Source organism: Ferrovibrio xuzhouensis (assembly GCF_042648965.1).
Lineage (GTDB): Bacteria > Pseudomonadota > Alphaproteobacteria > Ferrovibrionales > Ferrovibrionaceae > Ferrovibrio > Ferrovibrio xuzhouensis.
In genome coordinates, this window is sequence record NZ_JBHRYJ010000001.1 from 109571 (window position 1) to 126149 (window position 16579).

The 16579-nt window shown below is 65.5% G+C and carries 14 protein-coding genes; 11 read left to right on the forward strand and 3 right to left on the reverse strand.

What is annotated here, in order from left to right:
• Window positions 1-49 precede the first annotated feature (49 nt).
• The 3 genes from ACFOOQ_RS00490 to ACFOOQ_RS00500 are packed head-to-tail and all read right to left on the reverse strand — an operon-like array spanning window position 50 to window position 3702.
• The gene (locus tag ACFOOQ_RS00490) at window positions 50-538 is read right to left on the reverse strand and encodes a class I SAM-dependent methyltransferase (protein WP_379720140.1); all 489 of its coding nucleotides are present in this window, start codon (window positions 536-538) and stop codon (window positions 50-52) included.
• A 23-nt stretch (window positions 539-561) separates the two neighbouring features.
• Window positions 562-1017 carry a cyclic nucleotide-binding domain-containing protein gene (locus ACFOOQ_RS00495; protein WP_379720143.1) on the reverse strand — a complete coding sequence of 152 codons (456 nt, stop codon included), beginning with the start codon at window positions 1015-1017 and terminating at the stop codon, window positions 562-564.
• A 30-nt stretch (window positions 1018-1047) separates the two neighbouring features.
• Window positions 1048-3702: an ABC transporter transmembrane domain-containing protein gene (locus tag ACFOOQ_RS00500; RefSeq protein ID WP_379720145.1), complete on the reverse strand. Its 2655-nt coding sequence runs from the start codon at window positions 3700-3702 to the stop codon at window positions 1048-1050.
• Window positions 3703-3866: 164 nt separating this feature from the next.
• Between ACFOOQ_RS00500 and ACFOOQ_RS00505 the strand changes: the two genes are divergently transcribed.
• Genes ACFOOQ_RS00505 through ACFOOQ_RS00555 form a run of 11 tightly spaced genes read left to right on the forward strand, consistent with a single transcriptional unit; the run spans window position 3867 to window position 16558 of the window.
• On the forward strand, window positions 3867-5087 hold the full coding sequence (locus ACFOOQ_RS00505) for a glycosyltransferase family protein (RefSeq protein WP_379720148.1): 1221 nt from the start codon (window positions 3867-3869) through the stop codon (window positions 5085-5087).
• Between the two features lie 29 nt (window positions 5088-5116).
• Window positions 5117-6355, forward strand: coding sequence for a glycosyltransferase (locus ACFOOQ_RS00510; RefSeq protein WP_379720150.1), 1239 nt, complete (start codon window positions 5117-5119; stop codon window positions 6353-6355).
• A 2-nt stretch (window positions 6356-6357) separates the two neighbouring features.
• On the forward strand, window positions 6358-7497 hold the full coding sequence (locus ACFOOQ_RS00515) for a glycosyltransferase family 4 protein (RefSeq protein ID WP_379720153.1): 1140 nt from the start codon (window positions 6358-6360) through the stop codon (window positions 7495-7497).
• Window positions 7494-8075, forward strand: coding sequence for a histidine phosphatase family protein (locus ACFOOQ_RS00520; protein WP_379720156.1), 582 nt, complete (start codon window positions 7494-7496; stop codon window positions 8073-8075). Before ACFOOQ_RS00515 ends, ACFOOQ_RS00520 begins: the two co-directional genes overlap by 4 nt.
• 14 nt (window positions 8076-8089) lie before the next feature.
• Window positions 8090-9247: a glycosyltransferase family protein gene (locus tag ACFOOQ_RS00525; RefSeq protein ID WP_379720159.1), complete on the forward strand. Its 1158-nt coding sequence runs from the start codon at window positions 8090-8092 to the stop codon at window positions 9245-9247.
• Window positions 9244-10047, forward strand: a complete 804-nt coding sequence (locus ACFOOQ_RS00530; protein ID WP_379720162.1) for a polysaccharide deacetylase family protein — start codon at window positions 9244-9246, stop codon at window positions 10045-10047. The genes ACFOOQ_RS00525 and ACFOOQ_RS00530 overlap by 4 nt, the downstream gene beginning before the upstream one ends.
• Entirely contained in the window at window positions 10044-10553 is a 510-nt protein-coding gene (locus tag ACFOOQ_RS00535) for a hypothetical protein (RefSeq protein WP_379720165.1), read from the forward strand. Before ACFOOQ_RS00530 ends, ACFOOQ_RS00535 begins: the two co-directional genes overlap by 4 nt.
• Window positions 10550-12439, forward strand: a complete 1890-nt coding sequence (locus tag ACFOOQ_RS00540) for an ABC transporter ATP-binding protein (protein WP_379720168.1) — start codon at window positions 10550-10552, stop codon at window positions 12437-12439. Before ACFOOQ_RS00535 ends, ACFOOQ_RS00540 begins: the two co-directional genes overlap by 4 nt.
• On the forward strand, window positions 12436-14337 hold the full coding sequence (locus ACFOOQ_RS00545; RefSeq protein ID WP_379720171.1) for an ABC transporter substrate-binding protein: 1902 nt from the start codon (window positions 12436-12438) through the stop codon (window positions 14335-14337). The genes ACFOOQ_RS00540 and ACFOOQ_RS00545 overlap by 4 nt, the downstream gene beginning before the upstream one ends.
• A gap of 16 nt (window positions 14338-14353) precedes the next feature.
• Entirely contained in the window at window positions 14354-15379 is a 1026-nt protein-coding gene (locus ACFOOQ_RS00550) for an ABC transporter permease (RefSeq protein WP_379720174.1), read from the forward strand.
• A gap of 9 nt (window positions 15380-15388) precedes the next feature.
• Complete coding sequence (locus ACFOOQ_RS00555; RefSeq protein ID WP_379720177.1) at window positions 15389-16558, forward strand: ABC transporter permease; 1170 nt, start codon at window positions 15389-15391, stop codon at window positions 16556-16558.
• Window positions 16559-16579 lie beyond the last annotated feature (21 nt).

The following is a 16579-nucleotide window of genomic DNA, read 5'->3' on the forward strand; positions in this document are numbered from 1 at the left end:
CCCTGAAGTCTGATGCCTGCATCAGGAGTAGCATGTTTTACGGAATTGGTTACTTGCGGATGAAGACGTAGTAACGGTTTGGCGGAATGGGCACCGGAGCATCCTGTAGTAGTAAATCGGGATGCTCAAATCGCTGGTCGCTGAGGATGATCGCCCCTGAGGCCGCCAACGCCGGCACCATTGCCGCCACCTTGCGGACCTGAATGACATTGGCGGCCGGGTCGCCCAGGCCGGCATCGGCATGAATCAGCACGGCCTGGCCGGGACGCTGCCGGGCGAATTCCGGCAGCGTATCGAAGAAATCGCCGAGCAGCAGCCGGTCCGGCGGCGGCACCGAGGCCGGGTTGGCGTTGTTGGCGCGGTCGAAGGCGTAGATGTCGCGGCCGGGCAGTTTCTGCCGCAGGTGGTCATACGTCCGGCCGTTGCCGAGGCCGACCTCGAGAACAAGGCCGGGCCGGTCGCCGATCGATGCGGCGGCCCAGTCCAAAAGGCTGCGCTGCGCCTCAAGGCGCCGGATAAAACTGTCTAGTCGACTCATGTCCGGGGAATGCTTTCTGGCTTTCAGGTCTTCAGTTTGGCAGAGACTTCACGCAAGTCGGTGGTCGTGCGCTCCAGGCGATGCGCCAGCACCCGCATGATCTCGATGGCAATCTGCGGGAAATCGTTGACCAGACGGAAGAACAGATCCTTCTCGATGCGCAGGGTTGTGACCTCCGTCACGGCGGCCACGGTCGCCGTGCGCGGCACCTCGCAGAGAATGGCGATCTCGCCGACGAAATCATTCTGCTTGAGATGCGCCACCGTCAGCGGACCGGACGGCGTATCGACACTGACATCGGCCTCGCCGTTGACAATGACAAAGGCCGCGTCGCCGGGATCGCCCTGCCGGCACAGCACATCGCCCGGCTTGTAGGTCAGCCGCTGGCTGGTAAAGGCCAGAAGTTTCAGTTTGGACGGTTCGATCTTGGCGAACAGCGGGATCCGCCGCAGCAGTTCGACTTCTTCATTCAGGCTCATGGTGAAACCCCGTGATTGTCATCGGCGCCCTCAAGCATGTTCGAGAAGCTGCCTGAAACGGCCCTGCCTGCCAGACAGGTCTGAATAGCTGCCGCTTTGCACCAGCTTGCCGCCTTCGATCACCAGGATTTGATCGAAGCCACTGCAATCGGCGGCACGTTGCAGCGACCAGACAAGGCCGCGGTCCTTGCGACGCTCCAGGACTTCCGCCATCACCGCCGCCTGGCTGCGCGGATCGAGCGCCGCGGTTGCCTCCGACAGCAGCAGCCAGTCCGGCTGTTTCACCACCGAGCGGGCGATCGCCAGTTTCTGCCGCTGTGCCGCAGTCAGCCGGGCGCCGGCAATGCCCACTTCGAACTGGAAACCAACGGCGATGATCGGCTCGCGCAGCTCCATCTGCGCCACCACATCGGCCATCACCCGGCCGATCTTCTCCTGCGCCTGCGCCTGCCCGTAGGCAACGCGACCGAACAGGATGTTGTCGACGATGCTCGACGACACGGTGAACTGTTCCGGATCGAAAAAAGCGATGGCATTGCGGCGGTCGTCCGGCAGGGTGCGGGCGAAAATCTCGCGCGCGCGCAGGATGGCTTCCCGCTCGGAGGCGTCGAAATGGCCGAGGCGATGCCGCGCCAGCACCAGCTTGAACGGCAACGACATCAGCCGGACCCGGTCGGCTTCCGGCAACTGATCGAGCGCATCGGGCCGGCTGCGCAGCAGCAGATCCTTGTAATCGGGCAGGTCGTCCGAGGCGATGAAGCTGAACTGCTGGAAGAACTCGTGGTCCGGCGGCAGGTCGGCAAACAGTTCGACCATGGTGCTGGCGACTTCATGGCCGATTTCGAGAAAGCGCCGCCGCAGACCGACCATATCCAGCACGGACAGGATATGCGGATCGCGCGCCAGGTTGTCATCCTGATAGATGCTGTTCCGCGCCGTCCCGAACATCAGGTTTTCGGCCACCGTGGCGTTGGTGTTGTATTTGGCGGGGTCCCAGCTTTCCACAAGGTCGGCCAGCGCGCCGTTGGTCAACTCGACGCGAAAGGCCCGGCGCGCCTCCAGCACGCGCTGTGCCATATCGGGCTGGACTTCCGGATCGATACTGCCGCGCATGCCAAGCTGGAAGACATCCTCATCGAAAGCCGCGGCTCTCAGCGCATCGATGGCCCGGACGGTCAGGCTATCCGGAGCATCGGCACCGGCCGCCTTGTAGTCGGTCCAGTCGGCTTCCGGATCGAACGGGCAGTTGCCGGAGGCGATCGCCTCGCCGATCTCCTTCTCGAAGCGGCTTTGCTGGTCCGGCGTCCGTTCGGGCGATTTCTGCGGACGATGCCGCAGGCCGAGAAAAAGGTTGTCGCCGAGCGTGGCATTGAAGATATGCGACGTGCTGCCGACATAGGCCAGTCGCCGCCCGGTCACCGTCTCGGGCAACGCGCCGGTGTCCTGGCCATTGATCAGGATCTTGCCGCGATCAGGTTCCAGCGTACGCGCCAGCAGCTGCAGCAGCTCGTCACGCCCCACGCCGCCGACCACGGCGACCCGCGCCGGCCATGGCACTGTGATGGTCAGGTTGTCGAGGATGGCGTTCTCCTGGTCGTCGTGCAGCGACACCCCGGAAACTGAAATAGCACCGCCGAGATCGACCGGGGTTTCCGGCTCATCGAGCTGGTATTCGGGCGGCAGCATACGCTCCTGCTCGAACTGGGTGACGACCTGCTCGTATTTCTGCTTCGAATCCTCGCGGTTCTGGTAATGGTTCAGCAACTCCTTCCACGGCGCCGCCATTTCCTTGTGCGCGCTGACCGCCGCCACCACGGTACCGACATCGAGCTGACCGCGGATCGCCAGGTAGCCGCCGATGGCATAGAAGAAAAACGGACCGAGCTGCTGGATGAAGTTGTTCAGGAACTTGATCATGAACTTGCGCTGGAAGATTTCCACGCGGATCCAGTAGCTGATCCCCAGACGCGCCGTGAATTCCGCCTGCATGCGGCTCGAGACGTCATGGGTATGTACCTCGACCATGCCGCTGACCGTCTCGCCGATGCGGTCCGACAGACGGCGCTGGTTCCTGATGCGCTCGCGCCCCAGCGCGCGCACCTTGGCCTGCATCTTCGGCACGAAATAGAACTGGATCGGATACAGCGCCACCGCGGCCAGCGCCATGAACGGATTCTGGACCAGCAGGAAGGTGAAGATCACCAGCAGCATGCCGCCCTGGAAAATCGGCAGCGCAAAGCTCTCGCCGATGAATCCGCCGATCGGCTCGACCTCGGCGATGATCATCGGAATGATCTCGCCCTGGCTGGTGCGCCGGAAGGTCGGCAGTGGAAAGCGCAGCATCTGGGCGTAGAGGTCGTATCGGAGGCGCCGTAGCATCCGCTCGCTGGTCACGCCCTGGAAGAAGTTGATGACGTATTTGAACGCCTGCTGGACCAGGACCAGCCCGAGAAAGCCGACGCAGAGCGCCAGCAGATAATGGGTATGGTCGAGCCGGATCAAGCCAAGTCCCAGCAAGTCGACCGGGAATTGGATGTCCTTCCCCTGTATGCCCTGGTTGACGATCGCCTTGGGCATGCTCAGGTAGTAGTAGTATGGAATGAACGAGGCCAGAGACAGCAGAGTGATGGTAATCTGCTGTTTCAGGCTGTGTTTCAGGATAAACCGGTAAAGATTCTTCTCCACGGGCACCCCCTCGTCCCGCTGAACCTTAACCCACTCGGAGCGGGGCGCCAATGCCGCAACGGATGCAGAACGATTTGCAGAAACATCCGCGCCTCAGGCTCTTGGCCTAGGACGGATGGCTGTGCCATAGTCCGGGCCGAAGTGGTCCCAAGGGGGGTCCCGGCATGGTTTCGCGCAGCGACGGCACCCGTGTGCTGATTTACAGCCACGACACTTTCGGCCTCGGCCATTTGCGCCGCTGCCGCACGATTGCCCATGCCCTGGTGGAACGCCACAAGGACCTGTCGGTCCTGATTCTCTCCGGATCGCCGATCATCGGCAGCTTCGATTTCCGCAGCCGGGTGGATTTTGTCCGCATTCCCGGCGTCATCAAGCTGCGCGACGGGCAGTACACCTCGCTGAACCTGCCGATGGACATCGAGGAAACCCTCAAGATCCGCGCCGAGATCATCCAGCATACCGCCCGGATTTTCGATCCGGACATCTTCATCGTCGACAAGGAGCCGCTCGGCCTGCGCGGCGAGGCGCTGGAGACCATGAAGATGCTCAAGGCCCGCGGCACCCGTCTGGTACTGGGCCTGCGCGACGTGATGGACGAGCCGAGCCTGCTGGCCCCCGAATGGGAGCGCAAGAACGTCATGCCGGCGCTGAAGACCCTGTTCGACCAGATCTGGGTCTATGGCCTGCCGCAATTCTGCGACCCGCTGGAAGGCATTGCCCTGCCCGACCGGGTCCGCCGCAAGGTGGTCTATACCGGTTATCTGCCCCGCACCTCCGGCGAGACCCCGTCGGAGCACCAGTTGCCCGAGATCACCCAGCGGCCCTTCCTGCTGGTCACCCCGGGCGGCGGCGGCGACGGTGAGGGTCTGATCGACTGGGTGCTGCGCGCCTATGAGAGCAGCGAAATCCTGCCCTATCCGGCCCTGCTGGTGCTGGGCCCGTTCATGCAGCGCGAGCGCCGCGCCGAATTCCTCGGCCGGGTCGCCCGCCTGCCGCGCGTCGAGGCGATCACGTTCGACGCCCATATGGAACATCTGGTGCAGAATGCCGTCGGCGTAATCGCCATGGGCGGCTACAACACTTTCTGCGAGATCCTGTCCCTCAACAAGCGGGCGGTGATCGTCCCGCGCAAACGGCCACGCATGGAACAGTTCATCCGTGCCAGCCGCGCGCAGGAACTCGGCCTCGTCCGCATGCTGGAAGACAACGAAATCTACGATCCGGCCGAAATGGCGGCGGCGATCCGCAACCTGCCGCGCCAGCCGCTGCCCTCCGAGGTGGTGATTCCGGGCCTGCTGGAAGGGCTCGACAATGTCGATCGCCTCGTGCAGCCGTGGCGCCGCCCTGCCTCGACGACCACCAACGTGGTAGAGTTGCGCGGCTGAATTCCCTGCCCCGTCACGTCGAGTCATCCATGTCGAGTACACCGCCGGAACCGGTCGCCTTTGTCCTGAAAGGCTATCCCCGACTGTCCGAAACCTTCATTGCGCAGGAAATCGCCGCTCTCGAAGCGCGCGGCCTCGACATCCTGATCGTTTCCCTGCGCCATCCGACCGATCGCAAGCAGCATCCCCTGCACGACCGGATCCGGGCACCGATCCTGTATCTGCCGGAATATCTCTACCAGCAGCCGCTGCGGGTGTTGCGCGCCTGGTGGAAGCTGCGCCGGCAGCCGGCCTATCGGCAGGTCTGGCAGAGCTGGTGGCGCGACCTGCGCCGCGACCTGACGCCCAACCGCGGCCGCCGCTTCGGCCAGGCCCTGGTGCTGGCCGCCGAACTGCCGGCGCAGTATCGCCGGCTGCATGCCCATTTCATCCATACGCCCGGATCGGTGGCCCGATATGCCGCGGCACTGCTCGGCCTGTCCTGGAGCGCCTCGGCCCATGCCCGTGACATCTGGATCACGCCGGACTGGGAGAAACGGGAAAAGCTGGCTGACTGCAGCTGGGTGGCAACCTGCACCGCGCATAACATGACGCATCTGTCGGCGCTGGGCGGCCCCGACAAGGTCTCGCTGGCCTATCACGGCCTCGACTTCGACCGTTTCCCCGCACCGCAGCGCCGCCCCGCGCGCCGTGACGGACAGGACCCGACCGAGCCGGTCCGGTTGCTGTCGGTCGGCCGCGCCGTCGAGAAGAAAGGTTTCGACATCCTGCTGGAGGCGCTGGCCCGCCTGTCGCGCGACCTGTTCTGGACCTTCACCCATATCGGCGGCGGCCCGCTGCTGCCCGACCTGAAACAGCAGGCCCAGCAGCTCGGCATTGCCGACCGCGTCACCTGGCTCGGTGCCCAGGCCCAGGATGAGGTGCTGGCCGCCTACCGCGGCGCCGACGCCTTCGCGCTGGCCTGCCGGCGCGACCGTGACGGCGACATGGACGGCCTGCCCAATGTGCTGATGGAAGCGCAGAGCCAGGGCCTGCCCTGCGCGGCGACCGCCATCTCGGCCATTCCCGAACTGGTGGTCGACGGAGAGACCGGCCTGCTTGTTCCGCCCGATGACATCGAGGCAATGAGCGTCGTCCTCAACCGCCTGATCGTCGACCCTGCCCTGCGCGACCGGCTCGGACAGGCCGGTGCCGCGCGCGTCCGGCGCGATTTCGCCATGCAGGCGGGGATCGATCTGCTGGCGCGGCGGTTCGGCCTGCAGGCCTGACCATGCGGATCGGCTTCTATGCGCCCCTGAAGCCACCGGATCATCCGGCGCCGTCGGGCGACCGGCGCATCGCCCGGCTGCTGATGCAGGCCATGACCGGTATGGGACATGAGGTCTTCATCCTCTCGACCCTGCGCAGCTACAACCGCGACGGCGATGCAGCGCTGGAACGGCAGACGGCGGCGGCGGCGGCGGCAGAAGCCGGGCAGATTGCTGCAGCCTGGGAAACCGGTGCCGTGCCGAAGGCCGACCTTTTGTTCACCTATCACGTCTACCACAAGGCCGCCGACTATCTGGGCCCGGCCCTGAAGCAACGCTGCCACCTGCCCTATGTCATTGCCGAGCCATCCGTGGCCCCGAAGCGCGAACATGGCCCTTGGGCCGCAGGCTATGCCCAGGCCGGCATGGCGATCCGCCGGGCCGATGTCCTGCTGGCCGTCACGGCGCTCGACCACGCCTGTCTCGCCAGTTTCGCCGGCCCGGCCCGTGTCACGCTGTTCCCGCCCTTCCTCGATCCTGCGCCTTTCGCGGCGGCGGCGGCGCGCCGCGATATCTGGCGGGCGACACTGGCAGCACAATACGGCCTTGCCGCCGACCAGCCATGGCTGCTGGCGGTGGGCATGATGCGCAGCGGCGACAAGCTGGCGTCCTTCCGCCGGCTGGCCGAGGCAGCCGAACTGGCGCGGGACCTGCCGTGGCAGCTGATCCTCGTCGGCGACGGCCCGGAACGGCCCGCTGTCGAGTCCGCCTTCGCGTCGCTGGGGGACCGCGTGCGTCTGGTCGGCCAGATGGATGCCGAACCGCTGGCCGGCCTTTACGCGGCCAGCGACCTCTATGTCTGGCCGGCGGTAAACGAGGCCTATGGCATGGCGCTGCTGGAAGCACAGGCCGCCGGGCTGCCGGTGCTGTCGGTCAATACCCGCGGCGTCCCCGATGTCGTGCGCCATGGCGAGACCGGCTGGTTGGCAGCCGATGATTCTGCCGCCACGCTGGCGCAGGCCCTGCGGCAGCTGCTGCCCGATGCCGCCCGCCGCAGCGGCATGGCCCTGGCCGCGCGGCGCCATGTCGCGCGGGACCTGTCGATGACGGCCGCGCAGGAACGCCTGGCCGCAACTTTCATCCGCCTGGGTCTGCGACCGTGATCCGGCTGGCCCTGCTACGCCATGGCGCGACCGCGTGGAATGCCGAGCATCGCCTGCAGGGCCGCTCCGATATCCCGCTCTCCGAGGCGGGGCTTGCACAGCTGCGCGGCCGGCATCTGCCTGACGATTTCGCCGGGCGGCGCTGGCTGACCAGTCCGCTGCAGCGTGCCGTCGCCACGGCGGAAGCACTCGGCATTGCGGCGACAGTCGAGCCAGCCGTGACCGAAATGCACTGGGGGGTCTACGAGGGCCATACGCCGGCCGAACTGCAGGCCATCCATGGCGCCGCCTTCACGCAGAATGAAGCCCGTGGTCTCGACCTGCAGCCACCGGGCGGTGAAAGCCCACGTGCCGTGCAGGCGCGATTGCAGCCCTGGCTGCGTCGGCTGGCCGCCGCAGGCACCGATGCCGGCGCGGTGACCCATAAAGGCGTGATCCGGGCCCTGCTGGCGCAGGCCTGGGACTGGCCCATGCTGGGCAAGCCGCCGGTCAAACTGGATTGGCAATGCCTGCATGATTTCCGTATCACTGACGATGGCCGCCCCGAACTGCTGGCCGCCAATATTCCACTCGCCTGAAGCCGGAGCCTGCAATGTCCCGTTCCCCCCGCGTCATGATCTATGTCCAGCATCTGCTGGGGGTGGGACATCTGCACCGGGTTGCCGCCATCGCCCGCGCCGCCCATCGCGGCGGCTGCGAGACCCTGCTCGTCTCGGGTGGCATGCCGGACCCGACCCTGCATGGACTGGAGGGCGTGCGCTTCGTCCAACTGCCGCCGACGCGCGCCAAGGATGCCTCGTTCCGCATCCTGCTGGACGAGAACGGCGATCCGATCACCGATGCCTGGCGGGCCATGCGTATCTTGCGCCTGACCACGCTGTTCGATGACTTTGCGCCGGATGCCGTGCTGACCGAGCTGTTTCCCTTCGGTCGCCGGCCGATGCGCTTCGAGCTGCTGCCCCTGCTTGAGCGGATGCGGAGTCTGTCGCCGCGGCCGCGGGCCTTCTCGTCGGTACGCGACATTCTCGTCGACCGGACCAAGCCGGAGCGCGATCTCGACACCATTGCCTGGCTGCAGAAATTCTACGACGGGGCTTTTGTTCATGGTGATGACCGGCTGGTGCCCTTCGAGAAAACCTTCCCGCTGGCCGAGCGCATCGCCGGCCAGTTGCATTACACCGGCTATATCGTCGAACAGCATGCCATTCCGGAAACCGCCGATGGTGCCGGCGAGGTGCTGGTCTCGGCCGGCGGCGGCGCCGTCGGCATGCCGCTGTTCCGCTGTGCCGTCGCGGCCAGACCGCTGTCGGCGGCGCGCGAGCTGCCCTGGCGCATCCTGGTCAGCCGGCAGGAAGATCCGGCTGAGGTCGCGGAATTGCAACAGCTTGCCGGCCCCGGCGTCATCGTCGAGCCGGTCCGGCCGGACTTTCCCGGCATGCTGCGCCGCTGCCGGCTGTCGATCAGCAAGGCCGGCTACAACACCGTGATGGAAACCCTGGCCAGCCGGGCGCAGGCCGTGGTCGTTCCCTTCGCCGGCGGCGAGGAGACCGAGCAGGCCCTGCGCGCCAACCTGCTGGCCGAACGCGGCCTGCTGCGGACCGTGCGCGAAAGCGGTCTGACCCCGGAGGCCCTGGCGCGCGCCATCGACGAGGCGCTCGTGATGCCGAAAGCCCCGGAGGCCGCGATCCGGCTGGACGGAGCAGACGAGACTATCCGCCTGATCCGGCGGTTTCTGGCAGAGCGGCCATGACCGCGGACGACCGCTGGCGCCGGCTCGATGCCGAACTGGTGGCCTGGCAGGACAGCGGGCGGACCGCCTGGTTCTGGTGGCGCGATGACGATGCCACCGAGGTCACCCCGGCCCTGACGCGGCTGCTGGATCTGCAGCGCGAGACCGGCGCACCGCTCACGCTCGCCGTCGTGCCGGAGGGGGCCACGGCAGGATTGGCCGCGGTGCTGTCCGGAGCGACCGGAATTGCTGCAGCGCAGCATGGATTCTCGCATCGCAACTTCGCACCGGCCGGGGACAAGAAGTCCGAATTTCCGCCCGGCCGCCCGGCAGAGGACTGCCTGGATGCCCTTGCCGCCGGGCGGCGGAAACTGGCGGCGCTGCTGGGCGAGCGGCTCCTGCCGCTGCTGGTGCCGCCATGGAACCGCTGTGCCGACGGCCTGCTGCCGGCGCTGCCCGGCCTCGGCTTTACGGCAATCTCCACCTTCAGGATCGCTGCGTCCTACTGGGCAGCACCGGGCCTCGCCCGGCTGAATGCCCACCTCGACCCGGTGGACTGGCACGGACGGGGGGAGGCCGCCGCAGGTGCCACGGCCTGTCTGGACATCGCCCTGGACCTGCTGGCCGGCCTGCGCACGGGCCGGCTGCCCGCACAGCCGCTCGGCCTGCTGAGCCACCATCTGCGGCACGACAGCGCAGGCTGGGACTTTCTGGCCGCCTTTCTGGCCCGCACCGCGAAACACCCGGCCGTCCGCTGGATCGATGCCGGCGCGGCGCTGGAAATCGGCAAACCGCCGTCCGCTGTCATGCCCCGGTCATGACCCGGCTGTACTACCCGCTGTCCAGCCTGTGGCCCGACTACCTCCGGGCGGGGATCGGATTGTCAATCAGCGCCGGACTGCAGTTGTTTGCCTCGCCCCAATCTGTCATTTTTGTAGTGCTCACCGGCCTGAGCCTGCTGTTTGCCTGGCTGGCCGCCAGCACTGCCTGGCGCCAGCAGATCGAGATCGAACTCGACCCCGCAGGCATCGTGCAGACTTCCCGGTGGCGCTCCGGCTGGCGTCGGGTGGTGCCGTGGTCCGATATCGCGTCGGTATCACTGCGCTATTTTTCGACCCGCCGCGACCGGAGCCAGGGATGGTGGCAGCTGACGATCAGGGGACACGGGGGATTGGTGCGTGTCGATAGTGGTTTGACGGGCTTCCCGTCTCTGGTGCGACTGGCTCTTGCCGCGGCCGACCGTAACGGCGTTGCGACGAGCGAGACCACGCGCGCCAATGCGGTACAGATCGGCATGCATGCCTTCCCGCCGGAGGAGCGGCTGTGAGCGGCAGTGTTCTCGATGTCAGGGACCTGCGCGTGCATTTCGATCTTCCGGAAGGCCTGATCAAGGCCGTCGACGGCATCAGCTTTAACATCCCGCACGGCGGCACCGTGGCGCTGGTCGGTGAATCCGGATCGGGCAAGTCGGTAGTCAGCCAGAGCATCATGGGCATCCTGCCCAAGATGGCCCGCATCGCCAGCGGCCAGATCCTGTTCGATGACCCCGCCACAGCCGATGCGCCGATCGACATTGCCGCCCTGCCGCCGCGTAGCGCGGAGATGCGCCACCTGCAGGGCGGCCGCATCTCGATCATCTTCCAGGAGCCGATGACGTCGCTGAGTCCGCTGCACACCATCGGCGACCAGATCACCGAAGCCCTGCACCTGCACCGCAAGGTCAGCGCCGAACAGGGCCGCGAGCTCGCCAAAGAAATGCTGCGCCTGGTCGGCTTTCCGGACCCGCAGCGCGCCCTGCGCACTTATGCCTTCGAACTGTCGGGCGGCCTGCGGCAGCGTGCGATGATCGCCATGGCGCTGGTCTGCCGCCCCGCGCTGCTGATCGCCGACGAGCCGACCACGGCCCTCGATGTCACCATCCAGGCGCAGATCCTGAAACTGATCAAGGACCTGCAGGCCGAGCTGGGCATGGCCGTGCTGATGATCACCCACGATCTTGGCGTGGTTGCCAATATGGCCGACGAGATCGTCGTCATGTATCACGGCGAGGTCATGGAACGCGGCGGCCTCGACGACATCTTCCGCGCGCCGCGGCATCCCTACCTCAAGGCCCTGTTGAACGCCGTGCCGCGCTTCGACATGAAGCCGGGCGAACGGCTGGTGCCGATCCGCGAGATCAAGAGCGAAGTCGGCCGGCTGCTGCGCCGCGATTCTTCCTCCTGCGAACAGGAAATCGGCAAGCCGCTGTTGCAGGTCGAGCATATCAGCAAATCCTTCCGCCTGCGGCAGGGTGGCCTGTTCAGCGCCAGGACCAGCCGCGAGATCCTCGCGGTCGACGACATCAGCTTCACCATCCATCGCGGGGAATGTCTCGGCCTGGTCGGGGAGTCCGGCTGCGGCAAGACGACGGCCAGCAAGATAATCATGCGGGCGATCCAGCCCGACAGCGGCAGCCTGCAGTTCGACAATGGCGAGCGCATGGTCGATGTGCTGTCGCTGCAGGGCGACGCGCTGTTCGCCTATCGCCGCAAGGTGCAGTTCATTTTCCAGGACCCCTTCTCGTCGCTCAATCCGCGCATGACGGTATTCGACATCATTTCCGAACCGCTGATCATCCACGGTATCGGCGACGAGGAAGAGCGGTTCGAGCGCGTCAGGGAACTGATGACGCTGGTCGGCCTCGACATCCGTTTCCTGCGCCGTTACCCGCATTCCTTTTCGGGCGGCCAGCGCCAGCGCATCGGCATTGCCCGCGCGCTGGCCCTGCAGCCCGACCTGCTGATCTGCGACGAGCCGGTCTCGGCACTCGACGTTTCCATTCAGGCCCAGGTGCTGAACCTGCTGAAGGACCTGCAATCGGAGCTGAACCTCACCTACCTGTTCATCTCCCACAATCTTGCCGTTGTCGACTATATCGCCGACCGCATTGCCGTGATGTGTGCCGGCCGGCTGGTCGAACTGGCGCCGCGCGAGATGCTGTTCCGCAATCCGGTGCATCCCTACACACAGGCCTTGCTGTCCGCCGTGCCCAAGCCGGATCCCGACAGCCGGCTCGACCTGCGCCTGCTGATGGAAGGCAAGGCATCGGTCCCGGCGCTGTGGCCCGCCCCCTTCACCATCGACGGCAACACCAGACCGCGGATGGTGGAAATCGCCGAGGGACATTTCGTCCGCGCGGCATCCGATGCCGATTTCCGGGACCTGGTCGCATGAAAGCGTTGCTTCGCCTGCTCCTACTCTGCCTGACCATCGTCACAGCCCATACGGCCGCGGCACAGGCGCCCGACTACAAGGAGACGCCGTTCTTCACCAGCATGGTGTCGGCCGGCAAGCTGCCGCCGGTGGCGCAGCGTGTGCCCGAACACCCGCTGGTGGTCGACCTGTCGCCACCGCGCCAGATCGGCCAGCCGGGCGGCGACCTGCGCACCCTGATCGCCCGCTCGCGCGACATCCGGCTGCTCAGCGTGATCGGCTATACCCGGCTGGTGGTCTATGACGAGAAATTCGAGATTGTTCCCGACCTGGTCGAATCCTACAACGTCGAGGACGGCCGCATCTTCACCTTCCATCTGCGGCCCGGGCATAAGTGGTCGGACGGCCAGCCCTTCACGTCCGAAGACTTCCGCTACTACTGGGAAGATGTCGCCAACAACAAGGAACTGAACCCCTCGGGGCCGCCGGTCGATCTGCTGGTCGAGGGCGAGCCGCCGCAGGTCAGCTTCCCCGACGCGCTGACGGTACGCTACGCCTGGAGCAAGCGGAACCCGAACTTCCTGCCCCGGCTCGCCGGCACCGCGCCGCTCTATATCTACCGGCCATCGCATTACATGAAGAAATTTCATGTCAAATATGCCGACCCCGACACCCTGAAGCGCGAGGTGGCGGCGGCCAAGCGGCCGAACTGGGCGGCTTTGCACAACAAGCTCGACAATATGTACGAAGAGGATAACCCGGACCTGCCAACGCTGGATCCGTGGATCATCACCACGCGGCCGCCGGCGATCCGCTTCGTTGCCGAGCGCAATCCGTATTTCCACCGGGTCGACAGTGCCGGGCACCAGTTGCCCTATCTCGACCGCATCATCTTCAGCCTGGCCGATGCCAAGCTGATCCCGGCCAAGGCGGGCTCGGGCGAGGCCGACCTGCAATTCCGTAACATTGCCTTCAACAACTTCACCTTCCTGAAAGAAAACGAGAAGCGGGCCGGCTACAAGACATTGCTGTGGCGCACCGCCAAGGGTTCACATTTCGCGCTGTTCCCCAACCTCAACTGCAACGATCCGGGCTGGCGACAGCTGCTGCGCGATGTCCGCTTCCGCCACGCCCTGTCGCTGGGCATCGACCGGCAGGGGATCAATGAATCGCTGTTCTTCGGCCTCGGCATCGAATCGAACAATACCGTGCTGCCCGACAGCCCGCTGTTCAGGCCGGAGTATCAGACCGCCTATGCGACCTACGACGTGGCGGCGGCCAACAAGCTGCTCGACGAGATCGGCCTGACCAGGCGCGACAGCAACGGCGTCCGCCTGATGCCGGACGGCCGGCCGATCGAGATCGTCGTCGAAACCGCCGGCGAGGATACCGAGCAGACCGACATCCTCGAACTGATCGGCGAGAACTGGGCCAAGATCGGCATCAAGCTGTTCTCCAAGCCAAGCCAGCGCGACATCGTGCGAAACCGCATCTTCTCGGGCGCGGCGATCATGTCGGTCTGGACCGGACTGGAGAACGGCCTGGCCAACGCCAACACCAACCCCGAGGAGCTGGCGCCGACCTCGCAATACGGCCTGCAATGGCCGAAATGGGGCCAGTGGCACGAGACCCATGGCCTGTCCGGCGAGCCGATCGACATGCCGGCCGCCAAGGAGTTGTATGACCTCTATGATGCCTGGATGAACACCACCGACAAGGCCGAACGCACGCGCATCTGGCAGAAGATGCTGCAGATCAATGCCGAGCAGACCTTTACCATCGGCGTGGTCAGCGGCGTCTTCCAGCCCGTCGTGATCAACAAGCGCCTGATGAACGTGCCGAAGGACGGGGTCTTCAACTGGGACCCCGGCGCCTTTGTCGGCATCTACCGGCCCGAAACCTTCTGGCTGCGGCAGTGACGGCAGGATTCACAGCATGCTGATGTATCTGGCCCGCCGCCTGCTGCTGATGATCCCGACCTTGCTGGTGATCAGCCTGCTCATTTTCGTGATCATCAAGCTGCCGCCGGGCGACTATCTCAGCAACCAGCTCGCCGAGCTGCGCGCCCAGGGCGAGGCCTCGGCACTCGACCGCATCGAATTCCTGCGCCACCAGTATGCCCTCGACCGCCCGGTGATCGAGCAATACGCCATCTGGATGGGCTTCTGGCCTGGCCCGAACGGCCTGTCCGGCCTGCTGCAGGGCGACTGGGGCTGGTCGTTCGAATACAACCGACCGGTCGGCGAGCTGATCGGCGACCGGCTGGTGATGACCGCGCTGATCAATCTGTTCACCATCCTGTTCGTCTATGTCGTCGCTTTCCCGATCGGCGTCTATTCGGCGACCCGGCAGTATTCCTGGGGCGATTACGGCTTCACGCTGTTTGGCTATATCGGCCTGGCGACACCGAATTTCCTGCTGGCCCTGGTGCTGCTCTACTATGTCAACATCTGGTTCGGCGTCAGCATGGGCGGACTGGTCGATCCGGAGCTGATCGACGCCCCCTGGTCGCTGGTGAAAATCCATTCGCTGCTGATCCACATGATCGTGCCGGTGATCGTGATCGGCACGTCGGGAACCGCCGCGATGATCCGGCGGCTGCGCGCCAACCTGCTCGACGAACTGCAGAAGCAGTATGTCACCACCGCACGCGCCAAGGGTGTGCCGCCACTGCGCCTGCTGATCAAATATCCGATCCGCATGGCACTCAATCCGTTCATTGCCGATATCGGCAACCTGCTGCCCTCCATCGTGTCAGGCTCGGTCATCGTCTCCGTGGTGATGAGCCTGCCGACCGCCGGGCCGATGCTGCTCGGCGCCCTGCAGTCGCTGGACCAGTATCTGGCCGGCTCGTTCCTGATGTTCCTCGCCCTGCTGACCGTATTCGGCATGCTGGTTTCCGACATTCTGCTCGCCCTGCTGGATCCGCGGATCCGGCTGACCGGCGGCACGGCAAAGTAGGCGCGCGCCATGGCTGACATACAGGCGGGCGGCAAGCCGGAACACTGGGTCAATCCGGAACCCTTCGATCCCTATCACACCGAAACCCTGACCCCGCAGCAGGAGCGTTTCTACAGCGCCTCGCAATGGCAGATGATGTGGTGGAAATTCCGCCGCCACCGGCTCGGCGTCTGGTGCGGTCTCATCCTGCTGCTGATCTACGGCTCGACGCTGATCTCGGAAGTGGTCGCACCCTATAACCTGCAGACCCGCAATCCGCGCGCCATCTACGCGCCGCCGCACGCCATCCATCTGTTTCACGAGGGCAGCTTCGTCGGCCCCTTCGTCTACGGCTATCGCTTCAAGATGAATATCGAGACCCTGAAGCGGGAATACACGCCGGACCCGGGCAAGGTGCAGCCGCTGCGCTTTTTCTGCCGCGGCGATGCCTATGACTTCTGGGGCCTGGTGCGGGCCGATTTCCATCTTGTCTGCCCGGCCGCGGATGGCCAGTTCTACCTGCTGGGCACCGACCGGCTCGGCCGCGACATCTTTTCCCGCATCGTCTATGGCACCCGCATCTCGCTGACCGTTGGCCTGCTCGGCATCATCATCAGCTTCCTGATCGGCATCACGCTGGGCGGCATTTCCGGCTATTACGGCGGCTGGATCGACACCGTGATCCAGCGCCTGATCGAGATGATCCGCAGCCTGCCGGAACTGCCGCTGTGGATGGCGCTGTCGGCCGCCCTGCCGGTCACCTGGTCGCCGATCCTGGTCTATTTCGGCATCACCATCATTCTTGGCCTGCTCGACTGGCCGGGCCTGGCCCGCGCCGTGCGCTCCAAGCTGCTGTCCCTGCGCGAGGAGGATTTCTGCACGGCGGCCGAACTGATGGGCGCCTCGCCGGCCCGGGTCATCGGCCGGCACCTGCTGCCGAGCTTTGCCAGTCATCTGATTGCCTCCGCCACCCTGTCGATCCCGTCGATGATCCTCGGCGAGACCGCGCTGTCCTTCCTCGGCCTCGGCCTGCGGCCACCGATCACCTCCTGGGGCGTGCTGCTCAACGAGGCGCAGAACATCAACGTCGTCGCGCTGTATCCCTGGCTGATGGCACCCGCCCTGCCGGTGATCGTGGTGGTGCTGGCCTTCAATTTCTTTGGCGATGGCCTGCGCGACGCCGCCGATCCCTACCGCTAAGACCGTCAGCCGCTAAGCCAG